Origin of the sequence: Streptomyces canus (genome assembly GCF_001514145.1) — a bacterium.
GTDB lineage: Bacteria > Actinomycetota > Actinomycetes > Streptomycetales > Streptomycetaceae > Streptomyces > Streptomyces canus.
Genome location: NZ_KQ948676.1, coordinates 147,150 through 172,369, shown reverse-complemented (window position 1 = coordinate 172,369; position 25,220 = coordinate 147,150). Strand labels below are relative to the sequence as shown.

General features: G+C 68.9%; 16 protein-coding genes and 6 pseudogenes. 13 read left to right on the top strand and 9 right to left on the bottom strand.

Annotation, left to right across the window (positions count from 1 at the left end):
• The first annotated feature begins 535 nt into the window (after positions 1 to 535).
• The 6 genes and pseudogenes from AQJ46_RS44020 (at position 536) to AQJ46_RS44000 (ending at position 6,102) form a co-directional block, all read left to right on the top strand.
• Positions 536 to 1,687: an inositol-3-phosphate synthase gene (locus tag AQJ46_RS44020; protein WP_059210965.1), complete on the top strand. Its 1,152-nt coding sequence runs from the start codon at positions 536 to 538 to the stop codon at positions 1,685 to 1,687.
• Positions 1,687 to 2,040: a hypothetical protein gene (locus AQJ46_RS57845; RefSeq protein WP_059210964.1), complete on the top strand. Its 354-nt coding sequence runs from the start codon at positions 1,687 to 1,689 to the stop codon at positions 2,038 to 2,040. The genes AQJ46_RS44020 and AQJ46_RS57845 overlap by 1 nt, the downstream gene beginning before the upstream one ends.
• Positions 2,037 to 2,207 (top strand): annotated as a pseudogene (locus AQJ46_RS59525) (sugar phosphate isomerase/epimerase); the annotation flags it as partial. The gene AQJ46_RS57845 and the pseudogene AQJ46_RS59525, both read left to right, overlap by 4 nt.
• Before the next feature lie 59 nt (positions 2,208 to 2,266).
• Positions 2,267 to 2,615 (top strand): annotated as a pseudogene (locus AQJ46_RS57840) (hypothetical protein); the annotation flags it as partial.
• Positions 2,612 to 3,775, top strand: a complete 1,164-nt coding sequence (locus AQJ46_RS44005; protein ID WP_059210962.1) for a sugar phosphate isomerase/epimerase family protein — start codon at positions 2,612 to 2,614, stop codon at positions 3,773 to 3,775. The pseudogene AQJ46_RS57840 and the gene AQJ46_RS44005, both read left to right, overlap by 4 nt.
• A 206-nt stretch (positions 3,776 to 3,981) precedes the next feature.
• Entirely contained in the window at positions 3,982 to 6,102 is a 2,121-nt protein-coding gene (locus AQJ46_RS44000; protein ID WP_059210961.1) for a PQQ-dependent sugar dehydrogenase, read from the top strand.
• A 583-nt stretch (positions 6,103 to 6,685) separates the two neighbouring features.
• On the opposite strand, the gene AQJ46_RS43995 is transcribed toward AQJ46_RS44000, so the two are convergent.
• From AQJ46_RS43995 to AQJ46_RS43985, 4 genes and pseudogenes are all read right to left on the bottom strand, one after another.
• Positions 6,686 to 7,687, bottom strand: coding sequence for a LuxR C-terminal-related transcriptional regulator (locus AQJ46_RS43995; protein WP_059210960.1), 1,002 nt, complete (start codon positions 7,685 to 7,687; stop codon positions 6,686 to 6,688).
• 99 nt (positions 7,688 to 7,786) lie between these two features.
• Positions 7,787 to 11,464, bottom strand: a complete 3,678-nt coding sequence (locus AQJ46_RS43990; RefSeq protein WP_059210959.1) for a S8 family serine peptidase — start codon at positions 11,462 to 11,464, stop codon at positions 7,787 to 7,789.
• A gap of 420 nt (positions 11,465 to 11,884) precedes the next feature.
• Positions 11,885 to 12,073, bottom strand: a pseudogene (locus tag AQJ46_RS53265) (UTRA domain-containing protein); the annotation flags it as partial.
• 693 nt (positions 12,074 to 12,766) lie between these two features.
• Positions 12,767 to 13,174: a hypothetical protein gene (locus tag AQJ46_RS43985; protein WP_059210958.1), complete on the bottom strand. Its 408-nt coding sequence runs from the start codon at positions 13,172 to 13,174 to the stop codon at positions 12,767 to 12,769.
• A 270-nt stretch (positions 13,175 to 13,444) separates the two neighbouring features.
• Here AQJ46_RS43985 and AQJ46_RS43980 point away from each other — a divergent pair, with 270 nt between their 5' ends.
• From AQJ46_RS43980 to AQJ46_RS43970, 3 genes are all read left to right on the top strand, one after another.
• Positions 13,445 to 14,611, top strand: a complete 1,167-nt coding sequence (locus AQJ46_RS43980; RefSeq protein WP_404828523.1) for a sensor histidine kinase — start codon at positions 13,445 to 13,447, stop codon at positions 14,609 to 14,611.
• Positions 14,608 to 15,276, top strand: coding sequence for a response regulator (locus AQJ46_RS43975; protein WP_059210957.1), 669 nt, complete (start codon positions 14,608 to 14,610; stop codon positions 15,274 to 15,276). Before AQJ46_RS43980 ends, AQJ46_RS43975 begins: the two co-directional genes overlap by 4 nt.
• 727 nt (positions 15,277 to 16,003) lie before the next feature.
• Positions 16,004 to 16,990 (top strand): cellulase family glycosylhydrolase, encoded by a 987-nt coding sequence (locus AQJ46_RS43970; RefSeq protein WP_057614887.1) that lies wholly within the window; start codon positions 16,004 to 16,006, stop codon positions 16,988 to 16,990.
• Positions 16,991 to 17,135: 145 nt separating this feature from the next.
• Here AQJ46_RS43970 and AQJ46_RS59195 read toward each other — a convergent pair.
• Positions 17,136 to 17,515, bottom strand: a pseudogene (locus AQJ46_RS59195) (IS5/IS1182 family transposase); the annotation flags it as partial.
• A 693-nt stretch (positions 17,516 to 18,208) separates the two neighbouring features.
• Here AQJ46_RS59195 and AQJ46_RS43955 point away from each other — a divergent pair.
• Both AQJ46_RS43955 and AQJ46_RS43950 read left to right on the top strand, forming a co-directional pair.
• Positions 18,209 to 18,922: a GntR family transcriptional regulator gene (locus tag AQJ46_RS43955; protein WP_059210954.1), complete on the top strand. Its 714-nt coding sequence runs from the start codon at positions 18,209 to 18,211 to the stop codon at positions 18,920 to 18,922.
• Between the two features lie 34 nt (positions 18,923 to 18,956).
• On the top strand, positions 18,957 to 20,123 hold the full coding sequence (locus AQJ46_RS43950; protein ID WP_059210953.1) for an NAD(P)/FAD-dependent oxidoreductase: 1,167 nt from the start codon (positions 18,957 to 18,959) through the stop codon (positions 20,121 to 20,123).
• A gap of 771 nt (positions 20,124 to 20,894) precedes the next feature.
• On the opposite strand, the pseudogene AQJ46_RS43940 reads toward AQJ46_RS43950, so the two are convergent.
• Positions 20,895 to 21,284 (bottom strand): annotated as a pseudogene (locus AQJ46_RS43940) (oxidoreductase); the annotation flags it as partial.
• Here AQJ46_RS43940 and AQJ46_RS53245 point away from each other — a divergent pair.
• A pseudogene (locus tag AQJ46_RS53245) lies at positions 21,281 to 21,583 on the top strand (ArsR/SmtB family transcription factor); the annotation flags it as partial. The pseudogenes AQJ46_RS43940 and AQJ46_RS53245 sit on opposite strands and share 4 nt — an antisense overlap.
• A 77-nt stretch (positions 21,584 to 21,660) precedes the next feature.
• Here the strand turns inward: AQJ46_RS53245 and AQJ46_RS43935 are convergent.
• The 3 genes from AQJ46_RS43935 to AQJ46_RS43925 are packed head-to-tail and all read right to left on the bottom strand — an operon-like array spanning position 21,661 to position 23,318.
• Positions 21,661 to 22,398, bottom strand: a complete 738-nt coding sequence (locus AQJ46_RS43935) for a dienelactone hydrolase family protein (RefSeq protein ID WP_059210951.1) — start codon at positions 22,396 to 22,398, stop codon at positions 21,661 to 21,663.
• Between the two features lie 58 nt (positions 22,399 to 22,456).
• On the bottom strand, positions 22,457 to 23,122 hold the full coding sequence (locus AQJ46_RS43930; RefSeq protein ID WP_059210950.1) for a M20/M25/M40 family metallo-hydrolase: 666 nt from the start codon (positions 23,120 to 23,122) through the stop codon (positions 22,457 to 22,459).
• Positions 23,123 to 23,132: 10 nt separating this feature from the next.
• Complete coding sequence (locus tag AQJ46_RS43925) at positions 23,133 to 23,318, bottom strand: hypothetical protein (RefSeq protein WP_059210949.1); 186 nt, start codon at positions 23,316 to 23,318, stop codon at positions 23,133 to 23,135.
• Positions 23,319 to 24,127: 809 nt separating this feature from the next.
• Here AQJ46_RS43925 and AQJ46_RS43920 point away from each other — a divergent pair.
• On the top strand, positions 24,128 to 24,907 hold the full coding sequence (locus tag AQJ46_RS43920; RefSeq protein ID WP_059210948.1) for a DUF3050 domain-containing protein: 780 nt from the start codon (positions 24,128 to 24,130) through the stop codon (positions 24,905 to 24,907).
• Positions 24,908 to 25,220 lie beyond the last annotated feature (313 nt).

Here is a 25,220-nt window from a genome sequence, read left to right as displayed (position 1 = left end):
CCGCCTCCTTCGACGCTGCCTTCGGAGGTGCCGACAACTAGGCGCTCCGCAACAGGAGGCGGAAGCCGGAACCGCCCACTCCCGGTGGGAGTGCTGACGAACTGTAACGGGAGAGCCGCCGGGCCCATCCGGGCTGCCCGAACACGGCTTTGTCCTGGATCTGGAAGAAGTTCGTTGTTTCGCTGCGCAAGGGGTTCCGGTCGAGGACGAACGGGGCTACGGTCCAGTTCGTGCACAGGCACCACACAGCGGTCCGGGACTGACGGCCCCTCAAGGCCGTACGGCGCACCCTTCGTTCGACCGACCAACCGAGGACGACCCTGCACAGCGCAGGGCCAAGAACCCCTCAGGCACCGCGCATTTCTCAGCGGCGGCCCGTTGCCGCCCCTCGCACGCCGCAACCGCGCGCATCACGGAGCAGCTCTCCGTGCCGCGGCCAAAGCCGTCCCAACGCCGACGGTGGGCGGGAGGCCCTCGAGCCCCTGCCACCGTCCTCCAACCACATCGGAACCTCGACATGGCAGGGAGGCAGCCCGTGGACCACGACGGGAACGCATCGGAGCCCCAGACCGGCGGGCGGACCGCACGCACCGGTGTCTGGTTCGTCGGAGCCCGCGGATCGGTCGCCACCACAGCCGTCGCCGGATGTGCGGCGATCACCGCAGGGCTGCAGCCGCCGACGGGCATGGTCACCGAGACCGCACACTTCGACGGCACAGGCCTGCCGCCCCTGCCCTCACTCGTCTTCGGCGGCCATGACACCGCCCACTGCCCGCTGCCCAAGCGGGCCGAACACCTCACCGACGCGGGCGTCCTGCCGCACGGGCTCGTCCCCGCCGTGCGCGCCGAACTCCAGGCCGCGGACGAGGAGACACGGCTCGGCGGCCCGCTCCCCGGCGACACGCGAAGCGACGAGGAACTCATCGCGGACTTCGCGGCCGACCTCACCTCGTTCCGCGTGCGCAACGCACTGGCACGGGTGGTGGTCGTCAACGTCTCCTCCACCGAGCCGCTGCCCGCCCCCGACGCCTTACGACTGCCACCCAGTTCCCTCTACGCGGCCGCCGCCGTGCGAGCGGGCTGCCCCTACGTCAACTTCACGCCGTCCACCGGGTTGCGCACCCCGGCCCTCACGGCTGCCGCCGCGGCGGGCGCACTGCCCTACGCGGGCCGTGACGGCAAGACCGGCCAGACCCTGTTGCGAGCTGTGCTCGCCCCGATGTTCGTCCAGCGTGCCCTCGAGGTCCGCGCCTGGTCCGGCACCAATCTGCTGGGTGGTGGTGACGGGGCGGCCCTGGCCGACCCGGGTGCGGCCGCGGCGAAGAACGCCGGCAAGGAGCGCGTCCTGGCCGACATCCTCGGGCACACACCGCAGGGCGAGGTGCACATCGACGACGTCCCGGTGCTCGGCGACTGGAAGACCGCCTGGGATCACATCGCCTTCGAGGGCTTCCTCGGCTCGCGCATGATCCTGCAGACCATCTGGCAGGGCTGCGACTCGGCCCTGGCCGCACCGCTCGTCCTGGACCTGGCCCGCCTGGTCGCCCGCGCCCACGAGGCGGGCCTGTCCGGCCCGCTCACGGAGCTGGGCTTCTACTTCAAGGACCCCGACGCGGGCCCGTCGGGTCTCTCGGAGCAGTTCACCGCGCTGCTGTCGTTCGCCGACCGCCTGCGGGAGGCGCGGTGATGCGGTTCCTCCTGGCCATCCTCGCCCCATCCGCAGCGGCACGCACCCAGAAGTCCGCCCGACCCGGCGACGACCAGAACCCCGCAGCCCCCCTTGCCGGGCGCGGACGACGGGCACGGTTGCTGGACCGGCCTGAACTGATGTGCATCTCCGCGCCGTTGGCCATGCGCGGCGACGCGCTCGCCGATGCCGCCGCCACCGGTCTGCGGCCCGACCGGGGCACGGGGATTCGCGCCATGATCCCGCTCCAGGCGACGCTCGCCGCCCGATCCGGTGCGAGCCTCACCCCTCCGGCCGTGCTGGGACTGGTACCCATGGCCCGCGCGCTCGCCCGGAAGGGCAGCCCCACATGAGCGGCCGGCGGCGGCTCCACCTCGGTCACGGCACCTACGGCGTCACCGGCCTCCGTCTCGACGACGCCCTCGGCCTGCTCGCGGACCTGGGCTACGGCGGCGCCGGACTCACGTTCGACCACATGCACCTCGACCCGCTCGCCCCCGGTCTCGCGGCCGGCTTCCGCGAGCGCGGCGACGTACCGCTGTGGCGGCAGCGCAAGGGCCCGGTCGCCGGCGGCAAGCTCCCGGACGCCACGACCCGATCGAACCGTTCATGGACCCGCTCGACCCCTGCTTCTGGATCCAGTAGGTCCAGGCAGGCGGCTCCCGCGCCGGCCCGCAAGAAGCACCGCCTGCCTTGTCGCATGGCGGTCGTACTCCCCGGCCCGTCACCCGTTCGCGGCAGCCACGGCCGCCTCCCCACGAGCGACGACAACCGTCCGCTCGTCCTGCTCTCCACCCCCCGCGCAGTATCCGGCCGCGGAGCGGCCGCCGAAGTGAAGTCCCTTCGCCTGCGGCTCGCCGGCCTCGCCGGAGGCGAAAGCCGTAAGGCACCCGCAGCACCGCGACGACGAAAGAGAGAACCACTGTGACCGCGTTCAACGACGAAGCCGTCACCGGCGATGCCCTGCGCCGCACACTCGGCGTCAGCCGCCGCCGCTTCCTCAGCACCTGCACGGCCGTCACCGGGGCGGCGATCGCAGCCCCGGTCTTCGGCGCCGCGCCCGCACTGGCGCAGAACAGATCGGAATCCGCCGGTCATGACCGTGGCCGTTCCGCCCTGGTCCCACCGCACAAGCGCGGCATCATTCTCTACACCGTCCGGGACGCCATCGGCCGCGACCCGCTGGCCTCAGACCTGCCCTCCGGCTTCCGCGAGGTGTTCAAGCAGCTGTCGCGCTTCGGCTATCGCCAGGTGGAGTTCGCCGGCTACGGCCAGCACGCCAACGCGCCCGGTGGCGCCGATCTGGGCACGGTTCAGGGCGCGAAGCTCCTGCGCTCCTGGCTCGACGAGTACGGACTGCGGGCGCAGGGCAGCCACGGTTACATCCCGCCCTCCTGGCCGCTGACGTCGTCCGACCGGGACACCTTCAAGCGCTGGCTGGAGATCGCCAACCTCCTCGGCATGGAGCACATGGGGACCGGCGCCGACCCCACCAACACCCCCTACCGGGCCGACTGGGACGTCGCCGCGCAGAAGTGGAACACCCTGGGCGCCCTCGCCTGCCGCGAGGGCATCAAGCTCTACACCCACAACCACGACAGCGCCTACGACTTCCTGCTCGACGGTGGCCCGCTCGACTCCCAGGGCCGGCCGACCCGCAGTTCCGGCATCAGGAAGCTGGAGTACTTCCTGAAGGTGACGGACCGCAGGAGCGTCTATCTGGAGCTGGACGTCTTCTGGGCGCACGTGGCGCAGTACAAGTTCCACACGTACACCGCCCACGACGGCTCGCAGCGCGAGCGCGTCTTCGACCCGGCCGCACTCGTGGAGCGCAACAGCACCCGCTTCCCGCTCTTCCACGCCAAGGACGGTGTCGTCAACCTCCAGAGCGGCCTGGGCTACGACATGGTGCCGTTCGGCACGGGTGACATCGACTACCGGCGGTTCTTCACCCGGGTAGGGGCGAAGAACTACCGCAACCCGATGGTCGAGCAGGACAACGCGCCCAGCGAGAGCGTGCCCGGCCAGTCCCTGGACTTCGCCCGCATCGGCTACGAGAACCTCGCGGCCCTGCGCGCCCGCCACTGACGGAGCGTCATCCGCGGTTGCCCGCCCGGCGTCCTGGCGTCGGGCGGGTCCCCGGGCATGCCCGAAAGGACGGGAAACAACCAGGACAAACTTTCCTTGGGATTATTGAAACTTTGTCCTTGACGAGTTGAAAGTGGGCGTCCTAGCGTCCAACTCACGCATTCCGCCTGGCTTTTCACCCGCCGGCCAGACCAAAGGAGTTCTGAATGCGCAACAGACGGATCGTCACCCTCGTGGGGGCGGCTGCGTTGGCAGGAGCCGTCGGGCTCCTGCCCCTCTCCCCAGCGCAGGCCGCCAAACCGGACCCCGCACCGCCGGCTTCGTCAAACTTCCAGAAGGTCACCCTCAACGACCGCCCGGGCGAGCCCATGGCCCTCGCCGTCCTCCCCGACCGGCGGGTGCTGCACACGGCGCGCACGGGAGAGGTCCGCATCCACGACCCCAAGAGCGGTGTGAACTTCCTTGCCGCCGACATGAAGAAGAGCCCCGCAGGGCTCTACCAGCACGACGAAGAAGGCGTACAGGGCATCGCCGTCGATCCCGGCTTCGCCAAGAACCACTGGGTCTACCTCTACTACTCGCCCCGCCTCGCCACCCCCATGGACGACCCGGCCACGCCGGGAGTCAACGAAGGGGACGCACCGCAGTTCGGCACGGCCGAGGACTTCGCCAAGTACAAGGGCGTCACCCGCCTGTCGCGGTTCAAACTCGCGGGCGACAAGCTCGACTTCGCCACCGAGCAGAAGGTCATCGACGTACCGGCCGACCGCGGCATCTGCTGCCATGTCGGCGGCAAGATCGACTTCGACCGCAAGGGCAACCTCTTCCTGTCGACCGGCGACGACTCCAACCCGTTCTCCTCCGACGGCTACGCCCCGCTCGACGACCGCCCCGACCGCAACCCGGCCTACGACGCGCGGCGCACCGCGGGCAACACCAACGACCTGCGCGGCAAGGTCCTGCGCATCCAGGTCAAGCCCGGCGGCGGATACCAGATACCGCGTGGCAACCTCTTCGCGCCGGGCACCGCGAAGACCCGTCCCGAGATCTACGCCATGGGTCTGCGCAACCCGTTCCGCTTCGGAGTGGACGACAAGACCGGCGAGGTCTACGTCGGCGACTACTCGCCCGACGCCAACAACGCCAATCCCGACCGCGGCCCCGCAGGCCACGGGCGCTGGATGGTCATCGACCGCCCCGCCAACTACGGCTGGCCCTTCTGCGTGACCCAGGACATGCCGTACCAGGACTACGACTTCGCCACCCAGAAGTCGAGCGGCGCCTTCAACTGCGCCAAGCCCGTCAACGACTCGCGCCACAACACCGGCCGCAGCGAGCTGCCGCCGGTCACCGACGCGGAAATCGTGTACGGCTACGGGGCCTCGGCGGAGTTCCCGGAACTCGGCACGGGCGGCATCGGCCCCATGGGCGGCCCGGTGTACCAGTACGACCAGCGCAACAAGGCCCAGAACCGCTGGCCCCAGTACTTCGACGGCAAACCGCTCTTCTACGAGTGGACCCGCGACCAGATGAAGGCCATCACCCTCGGCAAGAAGAACCAGGTCCTCAAGATCGAGGACGCGATCCCCACGATCACGACGGACGGCCCGATCGACGCCGAGTTCGGCCCAGACGGCGCCTTGTACGTCCTGGAGTACGGCACCGGGTACTTCGCGGAGCTGCCCGAGGCCCAGCTCTCCCGCATCGACTTCACCCGGGGCAACCGCACCCCGGAGCCCAAGGTCGCCGCGGACCTGGTCAACGGCACCAGCCCGCTCACCGTCCAGTTCTCCAGCGCCGGCACGAAGGACGCCGACGGCGACGCCCTCCGCTACGCCTGGGACTTCGACGCCGACGGCACCGTGGACTCCAGGGAGGCGAACCCGAAGCACACGTTCACCAAGAACGGCGTCTACGACGCCACGCTGAAGGTCACCGACAGCACCGGGCGTTCGGCCTCCGCGTCCGTTCCCGTCGTCGTCGGCAACAAGGCGCCGGTCGTCTCGCTCACCACCGACCCGGCCCCGCACGGCGGCACTGCGTTCCACTGGGGTGACACGGTCACCTGGCAGGTCACCGTCACCGACGACCAGCCGGTGGACTGCGCGAAGGTCAGCGTCTCGTTCATCCTGGGCCACGACTCGCACGGACACCCGCTGTCGACGAGCAACGGCTGCTCCGGATCGTTCAAGACGTTCGTGGACGGCGGTCACTCCGGTTCGGACAACCTCAAGGCGGTCTTCAACGCCACCTACACCGACACGCCCCCGGACGGCCTGCCGTCCCTCTCGGGCAGCGCCGAGGTCGCCCTGACGCCGGCCGACTGACCGGCGACGACGACACCGCGACGGGGCGCCACTTCGCGGCGCCCCGTTGTCGCACGAAGACATGGCAACCGGTGCCGGTGCACAGGCGCATGGTGGCACCGCCAGAAGCCGTCGTTTTGGGAAGGAGATCCTCACCGTCACCAGCAGCGGCACCAAGGCCCGCGCGATGCTGACCGTGGCATTCCCCGGCTCGCCGCCCGGCCCACCGCGCAGCGGATCCTGCTACGTCTGCAGCGGCTTTCCAAGCCGTTCGGCACGGAGATCACCATCCGGGAGGGCATCGGACACCTCGGCCTCTGATCCGTCGATGTGACCTGGGACTGGTGAACCGGTCCTTTACACGGCGTAGTTCGTTGGCCGGGTCCGTGAAGTAGGAGCGCGGCTCCTGCAGTTCGGAACGTCCACCTGTCGGGAGTGCACCGGCCGTGAAGCGCTTCGGGTCTGATGGAGGCTCCGGACGGTCCCGAGTTGGGTGGGGCGGAGTGGGGACGGCCCGCCGCGATCGGCTGCAGCGGCAGTCCGGCCGCGTCCGGGCCGCGCTCCCGGCCGGAGTGCGGCCCTTCGCCTCACGGGGCCGCAGCGGCTATACCCAGCCGCGTTGAGAAGCCCGCATCCCCAGCTGGAACCTGCTCGTCGCCCCCAGCCGCTCCTGCAACTCGCTCACCCGCCGCCGCAGGGTCCGCAGACTCACTCCCAGATGGCGAGCCACCGCTTCGTCCTTCATTCCGGCCGCCAGCAGCCGGGTCAACGTTCTGTCGCTCTCCGAGAGTTCACCGTCGTCGGCCGCCTGGCCCAGCGGAATCGCCTGCTGCCAGGCCATCTCGAACAGCTTCTGCAGGGCCTCGGTCACCGCGGAGTGCCACACCACGACGGCACAGTAGCCGCCGGCCACGGAAGCGGTCAGCGGCAGCAGCGCCCGGCACCCGTCAACCACCAGCAGCTTGAGCGGGACAGACGGCAACACCCGGGCCTGCTCACCGAGTTCGACCATCCTCAAGGCGCGGGACAGGGCGTTGGGATCCTCCAGGGCGGACGCCGCGTAGATCCCGCGGGAGACGATCCCGCGGCGGAGCAGATCGGCCTGGAGGTCCACCTGCGGACCGGCCGGGGCGAGATACGGCGGTGTGTCGAAAAGGCACACCTCGTGCTCCGCGCGCGCGTACATCTCCTCCAGACGTGCCGCGATGGCGCCCTCGCCGGAGGCCACCTCGACCAGCCGGGACGGTTCCTCGCGCAGCAGCCCCGCCTCGTACGCGGTCGCCATCTCCTCGGCGGTGGCGGCCAGCAGCTCGGACTCGGTCTCGCGCCGCCGGATCAGCGCGCGGATCGCCACCCGGGGGTCGACGGCTCGTAACCCGCCCATGGAGTCCGGTGGTTGCAGCAGCCCGAGCGTGAGCAGCCGGTTGCAGGCCTCACGGACCCGGCCCGGGGAGGCACCGGTCAGCAACGCCCAGCCGGCCGCGCCGGCGTCGGGTTGGTTGAGGATGGCCTGGTACAGCAGCTCGTCGAACGCGGAGACCCCCACCGCGGCCCAGGGGCTCGCGGCAGGGGTCTGGTCTGCCGTGTCGTACGCCGTGTTCACCATGGCTCGGCACGGTAGGCGATCTTTGTTAAGGCCGTTTGTCCCGGCCTGGGACGCCGTTCACTTCAGGCCGTCTCCTTCAGGCCATCCACGTCGGTCCGTCTACCTCAGGCCGAACGCCCGCAGCACGGTCTGGTCGACCGCGTTGCCGTTCCGGTCGGCGGCCCGCACGCGCAGCGACACGAACCCGGCGCCCTTCGGGTGCTTGAGTTCCGCCTCGCCGCGCTTCACCTTCACCTCCTTCCAGGACGTGCCGTCGTCGTAGGAGACCCAGGCCTGCAGGGAACTGGCGGTGACGCTGCCCGACTGGTTCCGGACGGAGAGCCCGAGCTTCGACGTGTGTCGCACTTCGGCACGGCCCAGGAGGTCGAGCCCGTCCACGTCGTAGTCGACCGAGAGCAGCGGCAGCGCCGTCCGCTGGTCCGTGTGCGCCGAGGCGAAGGACCACTCGGTGTGGGTGCCGGTGGAGTACGCGGCCCAGTCGGCCGTGCGCCGGGCGTCGAGCACGAGGCGGTACGAGGCCTTCGCCGCCGGGACGTCGAAGGTGCCGAGGCCGCCGAGCGCGGTGTCGCCGACCAGCTGTCCGTCCGCGTACAGCGTGCCCTTCGCGGTGTCCTGGACGTTGTCCACCGAGCCGTAGTGACCCGGCGTGGAGTCACTCAACTCCGGGATCGAGAAGGTGAGTTTGTCGCCGGTGCGCTGGGAGAGGCCGTAGTTCTCACTGGCCGCCGGGCGGACGACCGGGCGCAGCCAGTCCTCGGTGGGCAGCCTGCCCGCCTTGTCGAAGGTCTGCAGGGAATCCCACTGGGACTTGGTCGCGTTCGAGTCGGGATAGACCGTGTGCCAGATCCGAGTGTCGGAGACGTTGTAGTACTCGGTGCGCTTCGTGCCGAGCCGCACGTTGTTGGTGGTCGCGATGTCGGCTTTCTGCCAGGGACGGTACCGGTACACGGCGTCCTTGCCGACCTGGCCGGCCCGGCCCGCGTGGTAGCGAACCGTCTGCTTCACCGTGTTGGAGCCGTTCAGGTTGTACGTCTGGTTGGCCGAGACGGCGCCCGTCTGCGGGAACATCACGCTGTACACGTACGGGCTGACCGCGGTGCCCTTCAGCCTCAGGTTGACCTTCTTCCCGCTCTTGAGCAGGGCACCGAGCTTTGCGCCGTCCTCGCCGGTGGCCGTCATCAGCGGGATGGTCGCGCTCTTCACCCAGGAGATCCAGTACCCGGGCGTCTCGTGGTAGGCGAGGACGTAACCGGCCCCGGCCGCGGTGGCGTTGGCCAGTGCCTCGTCCGCCGTCGCGCCGGCGCCCACCCGGACGACCGCCACCTTGCCCTTGACGTCGAGTCCGTCGAAGTCGGCCGCGGTGCCGCTGCCCGCGTCCACCGCCCGGACCGTGCGGTCACCGTTGATCTTCACCGGGAAGCCGGTGGACGTCTGCGCGTAGTCGAGGGGCAGGGCGTACTTCTCGGGGCTGGTGACGCTCGCCGTCAGCTCCTTCGCGTACAGCCGGAACTTCGGGGCGAACTCGAACATGCCCTGGGTGACCTTCTTGGTGGGCGCCACGTAGAGGTGGTCGGTCCACCAGCCCTGGCTGTAGGTCAGCCCCCAGGCACCGCCCGGGCCCTCCCGGTGCCAGTTGGTGCTGAAGCCCTGGAACTCGGAGTCCTCCTTGGTCTTCGGCTTGATCTCCACCGCCGTACGGGCGTCGAGGACGACCGCGGTGTCGCCGTCGACCTTGATCTCCGGATCGCCGACGACCGAGGTGGCGACCTCCAGTCCGGCCGCGTCCCGCTGCGAGATCCAGGACGCCATGCTGTACGTACCGGCCGGCACCTTGAAGGTGTAGCCGCTGCCCAGGAACCCGTACGTGTCCGGGTACGCGCCGTTCAGTTCCTGGAGCATGAAGATCGACGCCCCGGTGGACGGCTTGCCGTCCCGGCCCACCAGCGACACCTTCAGGTCGTAGGTCTTCGCCAGCTTCTCGAAGCCGATGGCGGTGGTGACCTGGACGCCGTCGGCGCTTGCGGTGACGTGGCCCGTGTACCGGCCCGTCGCCTCCTGGGCCGGGTCGACCGTGACGCCGACGGTGGCGGTGCCCTTCGCCGGGACGGTCACGGTGTCCGCGTTCAGGGCGACGTCCGGGAGCGACGAGGAGACCTTCAACTCCACCGCTTTGTCGGTGGTGTTGGTGTAGGTGATGTCCTTGCTGTCGGTCTCGGTGTCGCTCTCCTCGAACGTGCCGAAGCTCAGCGCCGGTGTCGCGAAGACGCCCTGGTTGACGGCCCGTACGGCGTCGACCCGGCCGTCGCCCTGCTCGAACACGGAGTTGACGGTGTTCGTCTTCGCGGTGGTCGCCAGCGCCTGCTTGAGCTGCTGTCCCGTCCAGTCCGGATGGGCCTGGGCGACCAGCGCGGCGGCGCCCGCGACGTGCGGGGTGGCCATCGAGGTGCCGCTCGACGTCGTGTAGTAGTCGTCGACCGGCGTGCCCATGGTGGTGCCCGCCGCGCGGGCTGCGGTGATGGCCGCGCCCGGTGCGGTGATCTCGGGCTTGACCGCGGAGTCGCCGAGGCGCGGGCCTCGGCTGGAGAACGAGGCGAGCTTGTCGGACTTGTCGACCGCGCCGACCGTCAGCGCCGAGTCGGCGATGCCCGGGGTGCCGATGGTCTGCTCGGACGGGCCGGAGTTGCCTGCCGCGATCACGAAAAGGGTGCCGGTGGACGCGGACAGCTCGTCGACGGTCTCACTCAGCACGTCCGAGGGGCCGGACGCGTCACCGCCCAGCGACATCGACACGATCTTCGCGCCGGAGTGCGCGGCCCACTCCATGCCTGCGATGATCCAGGAGTCCTGGCCGCGGCCGTCGTTGCCCAGCACCTTGCCGACCAGCAGCTCCGCGCCCGGTGCCACACCCTTGCGCCTGCCGTCCGAGGCCGCGCCCGAGCCGACGATCGTGGACGCCACATGGGTGCCGTGACCGTGGCCGTCCTGCACTGCCTGGCCCGGCACGAAGCTCGTCGACTCGGCGATCCTCCCCGCGAGATCCGGATGACCGGCGTCCACGCCCGTGTCCAGGACGGCGACCTTGACGCCCTTGCCGTCGTAGCCCGACTTCCACACCTCGGGCGCGCCGATCTGCGGCACGCTCACGTCCAGGGATGCCTCGACCCTGCCGTCGAGCCAGATCTTGTCGATGCCCTCGCCGAGTTGCTTCGCGGCCTTCGTGGTGGGTCCGGTGCCGAGCGCGGGGGCGATGTCCGCCCAGAAGGCGGTCGACTTCCGGGCGCTGAGCGCGGCGCCGTCGATTGTGGGCAGCTTGAGTATCCGGCGAGCGCCGTCGGGGGTCGCGTTGCCCTTCGTGTACGTCGCGATCACCGGGGTGTCGCCGGTCTTCGCGTCGGCGTACCCCTGCTTCACCAGCTGGGTGACGTTGAAGAGGGCCGGGTCGAGACGGCCCGCGTTCACGAGCGGGACCGCGTCCGACGGTAGGACACTGACCTCGCCGTCCTTCTCGCTGGACAGGAAGGTGGCGGCCTCGCGGCCCTTGCCGCGCCGGACGTCGACGGCGTACTTGCCGTCCGGTCCGGCGCTGAGGGACACGGTGTCACCGGTGATGAGGGTGACGGTCTGCGTACTCGTCGCACCGGTCCCGGCGCCGCTCCGCACGGGCGTGGATTCCGGTGCGGTGACCTGCGATCCGGAACCGGCCGCGGCGGGCGTGATCGCGCCCGTGAGCAGTCCGGCCGCTCCTGCCACGGCCCAGAAGGCGTGGTGTCTTCGCATGGGTGGCGTCCTCCCCTTGAACACTGACGACGCTTCCGGCCTGGTGAGCGGAAGCCAGTGATCAGAGTGAGCGTTGCGCGGAAAGCGGTTCAAGGGAATCCTGTGGCCGGGGAGTGCCAATGCCCCCTTCGGCCACGGGAATAGGCGGTTTCCGCAGGCCGGACTCACCGAGCCGCGCACCGTCGGCCTCACCGTGCACGGGACGGGGAGACGGCCGCGGACCGCGGTCAGGGCGCTGTCCGGACCGGCCGCCGAGGGCGTGGACCCGAGACGGTTGCGTGGGTGCCTCCGCGACACGGTCCGGCAGGCAAGGGCGCGGCACCGCGGCGGCCTGGGTTCCGCACCGTGCGCGCCCTGCGGCTTCCGGACAGAACGTCCCCCATGGAAAGGTCTGGTGAGATCGTTTCGCCCCGTACAGTGTTACCGGGCGTCCACCCCGAATTCATAGGCGACTTCCCAGCGGGCGTCGGGGACGGTGATGTCGGCGGTCTCCACTGCGCGGCCGTCGCCGTCGTAGTAGGTCCGCTCGATGACGAGGACCGGATCCCCGCGGCTGACACCGAGCAGATTGGCCTGCTCCTGGGTGGCCCGGCCTGGGCGGGGGACTTCCGGGGCCTCCCAGCGCGCGATCTACGCGAAGCTCAAGGTGGCCCCCAACACGTGGCGCGAACGCGATGCAGATGACGGTCAGCGGCCGCCACACGGCGGAGCAGCTCCTGGCCATCCACGGCACTGACCAAGCCGCCGACGCCAGCCCCGTTCATTGCGGTCGCCGATAGTGGTGCGGGAAGACCCGCACCACAGGGTGCGGGTCTTGGTATTCGCGCCAGGTCCCTCGGCTCAAAGCTTGAGGGCCGCAGAGCAGTTTCCGATTCCGGTCCGGCATATGCGGACGGACCAGCCCGATTGCACGATACTTACCCACTGTTCCGTGGACGTGCAGACCATGTCGTCGTACCAGCGCCAACTGGTGTCGTCCCAGTCTTTCACCTGAAAGCGAGCACAGTGGCCGTCGGTGAGAGTGTCGCGGGCGTAGATGTCCCACGTACCGTTGGCAGAGTAGTCAACTGCACCCGCCGCGCCGGTTGTGCTCAGGTTGTAGGTATGAGCCTCGGCCGGAGCGGCCGTGAGGCCAATGAGGGCAGCGGCGCTCGATACGGCGAGTACTGCCAGCCTCTTCGGCCTTGAGGCCCGAGTTTTGATCTTCAAAATCCCTCCCCGTTGCGTTGAACACTCCCTCGCCTGTCCAGGCGAGGGCCGGTGGTTAGCCCCGGGCCACATCGGGGCCGGGCCTTGGTGCGATCAGCTCGACGGCCAGGTCTCGAAGATGCCGCTGCACTTAGCCGGCGTGGACCGGATTCGGATCGCCGTTACCGTGACAGATGCGTCGTTGTCCACGGCGCCGTTCGGGTTGAGGCAGATGGCGTTGTTTGTGCTGCCGACCCGGAGAAGGACCGTGTCGTCGTTGCGCGAGTTGTAGACAACGTCCGCCCCTTTGCTGTTGGAGCCGAGCGTCTGGTTGTAATCCGCATCCTGGTAGGCGGCCGTCGGGCTGTTGGCGTTCCATTGGGCTTCCGTCAGGTAGAAGCACACCCGCGGATAGGCACACCCGTGCACAGCCGGCTCGGCAGCCGCAGATGGGGCACTGGCCACGACGATGCCTATCGCTGCGAACGCCGACCATCCGGACACGATCTTCCGTATCGTCATGCTGGCTCCTTCCGGCCGCGGGCCGGGTTCCCCGTTGGGCCCCCCGAACAGCCCGCGGACCGTGTGGCTCCGCTGGTCGGGCGGTGCCGGTATGCCATGACGGTAGAGGCGGCGGCGCAGCTGTCGCGTCGCACGCCAGGTGGAACTCCCGCTCCACCGTGCGCGGTAGCCGCGTAGTGCCTGCAACTTCCGCGGTAGCCGTTCCTTCAACTTTCGTGGTACTGCGGAGGGTTGACGCCGCGGGGTGAGTACCGGCGTTACGCTGCGGTGATGCGCATGCGTACGCCCCGGCCGGTGGTCGTCGACTCACTGATCGCGCTCGCCATGGCTGCGGCGGCCGTCCGGCTGGGACAGGGGTCGGTGACGCAGGGCTGGCCGGAACCCGACACGACCGCTTATGCGCTGCTCATCCTGGCGCAGTTGCCCGTCGCCCTGCGGCGCAGGGCACCGCTGGTGGTCTTCGTGGCCGTACAGATGGTCGGCGTCGTCTATATCGGCCTGGGGTACTGGCCGGTGGCGTCCGCGTTCGGCTCGCTGCTCGCCCTGTACACGGTGGCGTCGGTGTACTCGGTGCGGATCGCCGTCGGCTGCGCGGCGGGGATGACCGCCAAGTGGGTGTACGCCGGTGTGGTCAGTGACCAGCTGTCCTTGGGGGTGGTCGTGGGTCAGGCACTGCTGTACTGCTCGGTGCTGGTGTGGTCCGGCACGCTTGCCCGCCGCTCCCAAGAACTGGCCGAGCAGTTGCGGGCCGAGCAGGCTGAGCGGGCCCGCCAGGAGGTCGCCGCCGAACGCGGGCGCATAGCGCGGGAACTGCACGACATTGTCGCTCACCACATGTCGGTGATCTCCGTGCAGGCGGGCCTGGCCCGGTTCGTCCTCGACTCCGATGCCGCAACGGCCCGGGGCGCGCTGGGCACCATCGAGGACACCAGCACGGAGGCGCTCGAGGAGTTGCGGCGCATGCTGAAGGTCCTGCGGGAAGACGACCTGGGCGGCGCCGAGTCGGCCGCGCCCATGCCCACCCTCGCCCGGCTCGACGATCTCGTGCAGCGCGTCCGGGCCGGCGGTGTCCCCGTCGAGCTGAGCGTCGAGGGCATTGTGCGTCCGCTGCCGCCCGGCGTCGAGTTGTGCGCCTACCGCGTCGTCCAGGAGGCCCTGACCAACGTCCTCAAACACACCCGCCATGCCGGCGCGCAGGTGCAACTCCGCTACACCCAGCACGGACTGACCGTCAGCGTCACCAACGACGGAGAGGGGGTCATTCCGGCCAGAGTGTCGGAGGGTGGCGGCCAGGGCTTGATCGGCATGCGGGAGCGAGCCAAGCTCTACGGCGGGACGATCCGCGTCGGCCCACGCGCCGAGGGGGGTTTCGCGGTCCGCCTGACCCTGCCGACGTCGGCGACTGCCGCACGGTGGAGGGGCGAACTCAAGGGATGACCAGAGTCCTAGTCGTCGACGATCAGTTCCTCATCCGCGCCGGGCTCGTCGGCCTGCTCGATGCCGCGCCCGGTTTCGAGGCCGTCGGCGAGGCGGGAGACGGCCAGGAAGCGGTGCGACTGGCCGCCAAGACGCGGCCCGACGTGATCCTGATGGACATCCGCATGCCCGGCATGAACGGCATCGAGGCCACTCGGCGCATCCTCGCCGAGTTGGCCGCCCCCGTACCCCGGGTGCTGGTCCTGACCACCTTCGACCTCGACGAGTATGTGTACGGGGCGTTGCGGGCCGGAGCGTCGGGGTTTCTGATCAAGGACTCAGGTCCCGAGCGGCTGCTGGCCGCGGTGGCCGCGGTTGCCGCCGGCGACGCCCTGTTCGCGCCCACCGTGACCCGGCGACTGGTCGAAGCCTTCGCCTACCGGGCCTCCTCCGAGCCGCGCGCCCAACCTCCGCCGGACCTGGGCGCATTGACCACCCGGGAGGTCGAGGTCCTCGAACTCATCGCACGCGGCCTGTCCAACCCGGAGATCGCCGACCGGCTCTGCATCAGCGAGGCGACGGTCAAGACCCACCTCAACCGCACCATGGCCAAGCTGGACCTGAACAGCCGGGCCCAGGCCGTGGTGGTGGCTTACGAGACAGGGCTCGTGACACCGGGACGGTAGGTGCTCCAACCGACGTTTCGAGGTGCCAACGATGTACTCGGGAAAGAGGGTTGGCCGAGATCTTTCTGTCGTCACCGACCGCAGATGCGGGAACAGATGCTCCTGCAGGCAAAGAAGAGCAAAGACGTCATGATCCCTGGTTCAACGCGCGGGTCAACTCCCGGTTCGCTGCCCGTGCTGCATCAACTTTCTCCGTCCGCTCTTCGAGCTCGCCCCGCTTCTCAGCGAGGTCCTGTTCACGGCGGGCGATCCGCCGTTGGAGCTGGTCGATGTCGACCGCTGCGGGCGCGCTCCATGGCCGGCTGTCCCGGCGATCGCCTGCCCGACCGCACCCGCCGAACGGCGGTGGCCCGGGAGGCAGGGCGGCAGTCGTGGAGGGCCCGATCAGCTCCCCAAGCTGAGGTCTGACAGCTGACCGGGCCCGTCAGTCCAACCAGACGAGCATCGCGGCGTCCGCCCTGGCAGCAGCCTCGAAGAACTGTGTGAGGCCGTCGTACCAGGGACGTCCCCATTCCAGTCAGCTGAGCTCAGACGCCATCCGCTGGTGAGCACCCATTCGTCGCCCGCCTCAACCCGCCGCTGTCACGCGGGATACGGCTCCTGACAGGCTCTTGACACTGAATCGATGGAGGATCAGCATGCAGAAACCTCCCCGTCTTCGACTCGGTAGCCCCACGTCAGGACGGATGTTTACGTAAACATCGAGCAATCGAACAATGGAGTTCGTGTGAATCGCCTCCGCTCTCGCGCCCGTCTGCGGGCCTTCCTGATCGCAGCACTCCTCGCGCCACTGCTGACGGTTTCCCATGGCGCATCCGCCGCCACCAACTCCTTCCGCGGAGTCAACTGGGCGGACAGCCGCGACAATTACGTGGACGGCTGGGTGATCCCGACCGGCCTCACGGCCGGCGACAGCTACGACAGCGTCCGCTCCAAGGCCGACGGCATCATCAGCGGCTTCCAGCAGCAGCTCGGCGCGAACACCGTGCGGCTGCCGATCAACCCGCAGAGCGTCAACTCGGACTGGTGGGGGCGGTACAAGGGCGCCGCCGACTCGGCCCTGTCCCACGGCATGAAGGTCATCTTCGGCTACTGGGAAGCGAACAAGGACGGCAAAGTCGATGACATGAACGCGTGGAACACCATGTGGGACAAGGTCATCAGCGACTACGGCAGCAACGGCAACGTTTACTTCGAACCGATGAACGAGCCGTTCGGTTACAGCCTGAACGACTGGGTGTCGCTCTGCTCGTCGTGGCTGTCCCGGCATTCGAGCACCCCCCGCGGGCGGGTCCTCATCAGCGGCACCGGTTACAACGACAACGTCACGGGCGTCGGAGCGGCCAGCGCCCTGAACGGCACGCTGCTGTCGCTGCACTTCTACGGATACTGGGCCTCGGACACGACCCGCTCGGCGTGGACCACCAACCTGAGCAACCGGCTCGGCTCGTACTCGTCCCGCACCATCATCGACGAGGCCGGTGCCCCGATGACGACCGGGCTGAACTACTACGGCGGGAACCAGGACGGCAACACCTTCACCGCGTACTTCGCCGCCACCACGGACCTGACGAGGTCCCGTCAGATGGGCGTCGTCTACTGGCCCGGCCTGCGCTCGGGCGACAGCTATTCGATCACCCGGCAGAGCGGCAGCGGACTGGCGGTGAACAACTCCTCGGGCGTGGCACAACTGCGTTGGGGCTGGGGCCTGTAACCGGACAGACGGCCGAGGGGGCTTTCGGCTCCACCTTGACGTTCTTCGTCACGACCGTGCGCCCCGACGGATGCCTGCACTCGGCAGCCGTCGGGGCCGTGACTTCCTCCTGGTGCCACCGGCGCGGCACGGCGGGCGTCTCCCGCCCCGGCTCGGCGACCCGCATCGCCGCCGCGTCGTCCCGCTCGCGCAGCGAACCGTCGTCCAGACAGCGCCGGGGGAGGGCGGCGGCTGCCCGCTCCAGCGCCGTGGACAGGTCCGGGGCATGGTCGGCGAGCACGGTCAGTCCCTCGTGCAGATAGCGGTAGGCGGTGGCCACCGAGATCTGGTTGGCCCGGGCGAGTTGGGCCAAGCGGGTCCCGTCGACGAACCACCGCAGGACGAGGATGCCCTGCTTGAAGACGCCCAAGGCCCGGTGTTCTTGCGGGTGCCGAGCCGGTCGTGGTGCTCGCGCACGAGCCGGGTCAGAGCCTCGGCGGTCTCCCTGCCGACATCGAGCACGGCGGTGTAGGTGATGCTGGTCAACGCGTGAAGCCGCTGGCTGTACGGAACTTGATCTTCGCAGACCTGTTCCTACTGGGGCTTCACCCCTATCTGACGCCAGGTCACCCGGCTCGGAGCGCATCGACCGCACGCATCGCAACCGTCACGTTGCCGGGAAGAATTCAATGGTTCCCAGCCTCGTACGAGTTGGCCACCAGGCAGGTGGCACTGGCCTTCCTCTCCCTGGCCTCGCGGAGCAGCGTCTTCACCGATCGCGGTCTGCGCCGGCTGAGAAAGATGGTTGCTGAGTAGATCTTCTTGCTCGTATTGACCGGTCAATTATCTGATTGTACGGTCTAGAGAAGGTTGCTGGTCGCGTGTAGATCGGGCGGGAGACCGACATGACGAATCAGGCAAGGGTCCAGCCCTCCGGGGCTCGATTACCGGCTGAAAAGGATCTCCACCGTGGGAACGGCGCCGGCCGTGACGGCGCCCGGCGTATCTTCAGCGAATCGGTGAAGGCGGGGCCGATCGCCCGTCATTGGCGGTCCGGCAGGCTCCAGGCGCAGCCGCGCCGGCACCGTCGTCGGCTCGGCTCCGTGGTCACCGTCGAACCCGCCCGGCACCTCTGCGGGGCAGATCGGGAACAGCACCCCGCCCATGAGGCTCGGACGCTGAAGGCTGGGCTGGTCAGCTCACTCTTACCAGTCAATCGAGTGAATGTACGGTCTAGCCATGACCGTGCCACTCTATGTACAGATCAGGCGAGAGTTCGAAGCGAAGATCCTGTCCGGGGCCCTCCCGCCTGGCTCGCGTCTGCCAAGCGAGATGGACATCTCCGCCGAGTACGGCGTCAGTCGTGCCACCGCCCAACGGGTCCTCAACGACCTGGCCGAGGCGGGGCTGGCAATCCGCCGGCGGCGCCACGGATCGTTCGTGGCGGACGTGACGCGGCAGATCAATCTGCTTAACTTCGTCACTCCTGCGGCAGCCGCAAAGGGTGCGCCGGGCAGACACGAAGTGGTTTCCGCGCGGATCGTCAGGGCCGCCGACGCCATCCTGACCCTCCCTGGCGCCTCCGCCGACACAGCCGTAGTGGAACTGGTCCGCCGCAAACTGAACGTACGCGAGGAGCCGCAGTCGGTCGAGCGGCACGTCGTCCTCTTCGCGGCCGCCCCCGACCTGCTGAACGAGAACCTCGAAGACCTCGTCACCCTCCCGTATCTGCAGCGCAGGGGAGTACCGATCGACTCGATCCGGCTCTTCCTCGACCCGGTCGCCCTCGACGAGCACGACGCCGCATGGCTGCACAGCGAGACCGGAACGCCCGCGCTGATGAGGCGCAGGGAGTTGCGTGCCGATGACGGCAGCACCGTGGAGGTGGTGACGACCCTCGTCCGTCCGGGAACCGCCGAGTTCTTCCTGGAGTTGCCGGTCCCCGCCATGTGAGCAGCATGCCGCTGCCAGAAAGGAAGCGCACACCATGAAGGTCATCATCGTCGGTGCCGGCGTGCTGGGCGTGAGCGTCGCGAGGCAGGTTGCCGTCGCCGGCGAGGACGTTCTCCTGCTCGATCAGCGGGGAGCCGGCACCGGCACGACCGCGACCACCTTCGCCTGGACCAACTCCAGCCGGAAGCCCGACCCGGACTACCACCGGCTGAACCTCGCGGGGATGGAGGAGCACGCGAGGCTCGCCGGGCAACTGCGCGGCGCGCCGTCGTACTTCCCCAGCGGAGCGCTGCAGTGGGCGGACGCCGCAAACGAGCAGCGGCTCGCCGACAACGTGGAACGACTGCAGGCACTCGGCTACCCCGCACACTGGGTCACCCCCGACGAAGCGGCGCGTACCGCAGGCGGCCTCCGCATCCCGGCGACCATCACGTCCATCGCACACTTCCCCAGCGAGGGATACGTTCTCCCGGACCGTTTGGTGAACAGCCTGCTGGCGGACGCCGAGCAGCACGGAGCCACGTTCGCGATCGGCGAGGTCGTAGCCATCAACGACGGGCCTGACCGAGTATCCGTCACCCTGGCCGGGGGCGAGGTCCGCACAGGCGATCGAGTCGTCCTGGCGGCAGGCCGTTGGACAGAACGTCTCGCCGCACGGGCCGGGATCGACGTTCCCATGGTCACGGATGCCGGTCGCGGAGCGCAGACCGTCGGCCTGCTCGGGTACGCCAGGTCACCACAACTCGACCTGCGCTGCGTGATCCACAGTCCCGGCCTCAACCTCCGCCCCGAGGCCGGCGGGCATACCGTCCTGCAGGCTCTCGATCTGAACGCCCACGTCGATCCGGCAGACCCCCCGTCCGCGGACGGGGACATCGCAAGCACCCTCGCCCGACGGTTCTCCACACTGCTGCCCGACCCGGGCCGGGCACCGGAGATCGACCTGCGCATCGGCCTGCGGTCACTGCCCGCGGACGGCCACACCGTCGCCGGCTATGCCTCCGCGCAGTCCCGCGTCTACTGCCTCGTCTCGCACAGCGGGGTCACCCTGGCGCCGATTCTGGGACGCCTGGTCGCGGCCGAGATCACAACCGATCAGGAGCAGGACCTCCTCGGGGCCTTCCGGCCCACACGATTCACCGGCGTACAGCGCTCGGACATCGAGGTGGATCAACACGCCACCAGTCTGGGCGAGCAGTAGCCGACCCGATGTGTGCTGGCCCGGACGTTGGCGTCGTGCACGCATTCACATGATGCAGACCCGCCACCCGTGTGCGGCCGGGCTTTGCGCTCGGCGGGGCGGTAGTCGGACCTCTCATCGGCGTCACCGCCGATGTCGACTTGGCGCAGCACGACACCGACCTCACCACCCTTGCGCACACCGGTGGTGGGACAGCCCCTGGGCGTACTCGACGAGGCCGGGCACCCCCTCGCCGTAGGGGCACAGCACCATCCCGCAGCCCCGCGCCTTCACTTCGCCGGATACACCAATCCCCTCACGGGCGTCCTTCGCCAGGCGGGCATCGAAGCGCGCGCCATCGCCCACGCGTTACAACGTGGGAACACGCGGGCCACCCTTCGCACCCCCCAGCTCGGCGACCGCACGGCCGACGCACTCAACAAAGGGCACGCTCCGAGCTGACGGGGCTTCGGAACCATGACCCTTCAGCGGTGTGCCCTGCAGGGCGATGGGACGCCGCGATGACGGACGGAGACAGGCGTGGCCGCCTCGGCGGAGAACAGCGCAAGGGCGTGGTTGGGGTGGCCACGTCGATCGGGGTTGCCCGCTTGTGTCGCTTCGGTGTGACGGCGGAGTGAGGGGCGGCTTGCGTGATGACCCACTTGGAGGCACATGCTCTGGTGGCGGAACACCGGACATGTCTGACCGATGTAGCCGTGATCGGCCCGAGGACGGTCCGCACCATGCTGCCCGCCACAGCGGCGGGCAGCACGGTATATGCAGAGCGTGGGTTCATCGGGTGATCGGCGTGGCGCCGGTCACGGCGAGAGACAGGGCCCAGGGCCGGGCCGCCTCGTCGGGGTCGATGGCGTATGCGCGGACGCCCCCGTCATCCATGGGGGTGCCGGGTGCGGAGACATGCGCAACGTCGCAGTCCTCCAGATAGAGGCCGCCGCAGCCGGCGAGGAGCGGGGACGTGGCGGCCCACAGGCCGGTGGCGGCTCCCTGGGAGGCGGTCTTGAAACCATCGCCGATGACGTTGCCGTGCTCGTCCACCCAGCCGCGGTCGATCTGCTCCTGGAAGGGCATCTCCCGCTGGAGCCCAGTGATGATTTTGCCGGGATGGAGGGCGAGTGCCCGGACGCCGTCGTCTTTCCCGAGGGCGTCGAGGTGCACGGCCCAGAACCTTGATCTATCATGCCCGCGGCACCGCCGCCCTATGGGGCGAACAGGAGAGCGTCCCCAGACCGGATGCCCTGACCGCTCTCGTCGGCCGGGCCCGAGCCCGGCTGCTGTTGGCGTTGGACGCCCCGGCCAGTACCAGCCACCTCGCCCGAAGCCTCGCCATGGCACCCGGCGCGGTAGGAGACCACCTCGCCATCCTGCGAGGCGCGGGACTGCTCGTCCGCGCCCGGTCCGGACGGTCCGTGCTCTACCGCCGCACCCCGCTCGGCGAGGCACTGGTCGCTGGTTCGGGCTGAGGGCTGTGCGGACTTGAGGGGAGGGGACTGTCAGTGCACGACGCGGACCAGGCCTGGCGCCAGGCTGTTTGCCTGGGTCATGCCCCCAGATCCTCCGTCACGGGCAGGCACTCGGCGAGCAGGTCGACGACGTCGCGCCAGGCTCGCTGCGCGTGCTGTGGGTGGTAGCCGACGCCGGGGACCACGGGGTGGTCGACCGGCGGGTGATGAAAGGCGTGCAAGGCGCCGCCGTAGACAGCGAGGCGCCAGTCGACGCCCGCGGCCTGCATCTCGGCGGTGAACGCGTTCCGTTGCGCGGGCGACATGATCGGGTCTTCCGACCCGACCCCGGCCCACACCGGGCAGCGAATGCGCGCTGCCTCGCCCGGTCGACCCGTGGTCAGTGCGTTGACAGTTCCGATCGCGCGCAGGTTGACGCCGCCGCGCCCGAGTTCCAGCCCGATGGCGCCCCCGGTGCCGTAGCCGACGGCGGCGATCCGGTCGGGGTCGGCCCGCGATTCGGCGCGCAACACCTCGAGCGCCGCATGACCGATGCCGCGCATCCGGTCGGGATCAGCGAGCAGCGGCAGGCAACGGGCCAGCATCTCTTCGGGGTCGCCCACATAGCGCCCGCCGTGAAGGTCGAAGGCCAGCGCTACGTATCCCAGCTCGGCGAGAGCATCGGCCCGGCGGCGCTCGACGTCGCTAAGCCCCATGCCCTCTGGTCCGAGCAGCACCGCGGGCCGGCGGTCGACACCGGCCGGGAGCGCGAGGTGCCCGATCATCGTCAAACCGTCCGCCGGGTACTCGACCGTACGCGTCGTAATCGCCGTCATGAGACTGGACTGTAGTGATCGTCGAGCCCGGCCAGGCCGCTGTTCTGCCGCTGGCAGATCAGCGCGCGTGTCCCTCCGAAATGCGGGGGCCGAGCCCTTGCTGGAGCTGTCCGGGCGTCTGCGGGCGCCCGACAGTCGACAATCCGTCGATCATGGCGACGAGCCGCTTGGCGTCGTTGTCGGCGGCGCCTGACCCCGCCAGCTCGATCCGGAAGCGGTCTTGCCCCGGCTGACCCGGCCCGACCGCGAACGTGCCGACTGGATTGGAGCCGCAGTGCAGCGCGTAGATCTCCCGCGGCGCGGTCCGCTCCAGGACCCCGTCCTCGATCATCGCCCGGGCGCCCTCGCCCGTCTCCTCGGCCGGCTGGAAGGCGAAGACGACCCGGCCGTTCAGCTGCTTCCGCAGCCGTGCGAGGACCAAGGCGATACCCACCCCGATCGCCGTGTGCAGGTCGTGGCCGCACAGGTGGGCTGCCCCCGGGACCTGCGAGGCGAAGGCAAAGTCGAACAGTTCGTCGTCGACCGCGTCCATGTCGGCCCGGTAGGCGACGGTCGGGCCCTCACCTGCACCGTCGAGCACCCACCACACCATGGCCGCCCACGCGCGCCGCTCCTCACCGGCAAGATCGGGCGGCCGGTGGATGTCGCGGCGCATCCCGATCAGCTCATCGTCGATCTCGGCCGCAATCTTGTCGATCATCGCGCGGTCCAGCGCGGAAGACATGCGCCGGAGGCTACACGAGCCGATCTCCAACCCGGCCTTGAAGTTGGTAAGGCTCATTGTCGAATTCCGCGAGATCCGGAATCCCGCCCGTGGCGTCATTGCGGATCACCACCGGTTCCTCGCCGTTGGCCTCGGCGATCAGCTGAAACAGGTTGTATGTGTACGAGTCGTAATTGTTGATGAGCAGGGTCTTCACCCGCCCACCTCCCTTGGCTCGCACCGAACCTATGCGGTCCCTCTTTCATATCGTCCACGGAATGCCTGAAGCGGCGGGTACAGCCATTTCTTGAGGAAACGCTGGAGCCGCGGCATGAGAATCCAGGTGACGAGAGCCGTCACACACAGGCACAACAGAAACGTGCGGACGAGCGGATTGAGACCGCCCAGATAAGGAAGAATGATCAGATGGAACAGGAGAACCGGCGGAAACACCGCGCTCGTGTTCACAAACCACAGTTGCCACTTAGCCGGCGGAGTGTCTTCGGTGTGGCGGTCTGCGAGTCGAACCACACCTTGGAACCCCGCATGCTCCTGTGCCCGGTCTGCCGGGCGAAGTCCGCGGCCTGTACGTCCCACTGGGCCCGCGCGGTGGAGTCCTCCCAGGACCGGACGGTTCCCTCACTGGCGAAGCGATGGACGACATGCCACTCCGCCTCTCCGTCGACAAGTACGCCGCCTCCCGGAAAACCTCGTTGCTGGGCACTCGCGTTCGACATCCCCCACGCCCACGGTGGGAAGTCGGGCCCGCGGCCCGGCGCCACTTGAAAGGCCACGGTGACGGTGACGTGATTACTGGTCACACGGACAGGTACGCAAAGTCTTCACGGCACGTTCAAATCTTCAACGAAGTTTTTCGATTGTCCGTATCGTGGCTTTTATCTATTTTTGGTTGCCTTGGTGCAGTCTGTTGAGCCGTACTCGAGGTAGCACTTCCCGAATTCCGGAAAGTGCTTGCAGGGTGGTCTTCAAGGGCTGCAGGATCGTTCTCCCGACAGAAGGAGAATCATGTCCAGGTACGACTGGGATATGCGGCACGAGGGAATCGACAGGGCTCGTTCGGTGATCGAATCCGCGCGGAAAGAAGTGACCGCGCACCCGATTTACCAGCGCATCGACAGCCGCGAGAACATGGCGACGTTCATGACTCACCATGTCTTCGCGGTATGGGACTTCATGTCCTTGCTGAAGTCCCTGCAACGCGAACTGACCTGTGTCGACGTCCCCTGGGTGCCGCGCGGCTCGGAGGTCAGCCGGCGGCTCATCAACGACATCGTGCTGGTCGAGGAGAGCGACGAACTGAACGGTGGTTTCACGAGTCACTTCGAGCTGTACCGTGCCGGCATGACCGAGGCCGGCGCCGACATCACCCGGATCGACGCATTCCTCGCCCTGCTGGCCGAGGGACACGGTGTGCAGGCGGCGCTGCGCGGGGCCCAAGTCCCGGACCCCGCCGCCGAGTTCGTCCGCACCACCTTCGGCATCATCGAGAAACGTCCGCTGCACTGCCGCGCCGCCGCCTTCGCCTTCTCCCGCGAGGACCTGATCCCGGACATGTTCGACCAGGTGATCAAGAAGGAGGGCACGGAACGCTTCCCGCTCTTCTGCGACTACCTCGCCCGACACATCGAGGTCGACGGCGAGGAACACACCCCCATGGCCATGCAGATGGTCGCCGACCTCTGCGGCACGGACGACAAGCGCTGGGAGGAGGCAGTAGAGACGGCGACGCAGGCGCTGGAGGCACGGTCACGTCTGTGGGACGGCATTCTGGGGGCTATGGAGTGAGGGGGAGGTCGGAAGTCGGAGCCGGTCCAGGCCGGGAGTTGCCGGGCTCCAAGGTGGGAGGTCCATCGCTCGGGAGCGTCTCACCCAACTCTGGTGAGGCCGCTACCAGAAACGTTCCGCAGCCAAGCCGAGGGCTGGCCGCCGTGCTCGCCGAGGCTGATTGCCGGCGCCCGATCACGCCTGCCCCAGTCTGGCGCGACACCCTCCGGGCGGCCGCGTGAACTCCGCATCATGCGGAGGGTGTTGGGATCCCTGAACCGGCTCCGAAAAGCCCCTGACCCGCGGTTCCGCGCGTGCGCATGATGTGCGTTAC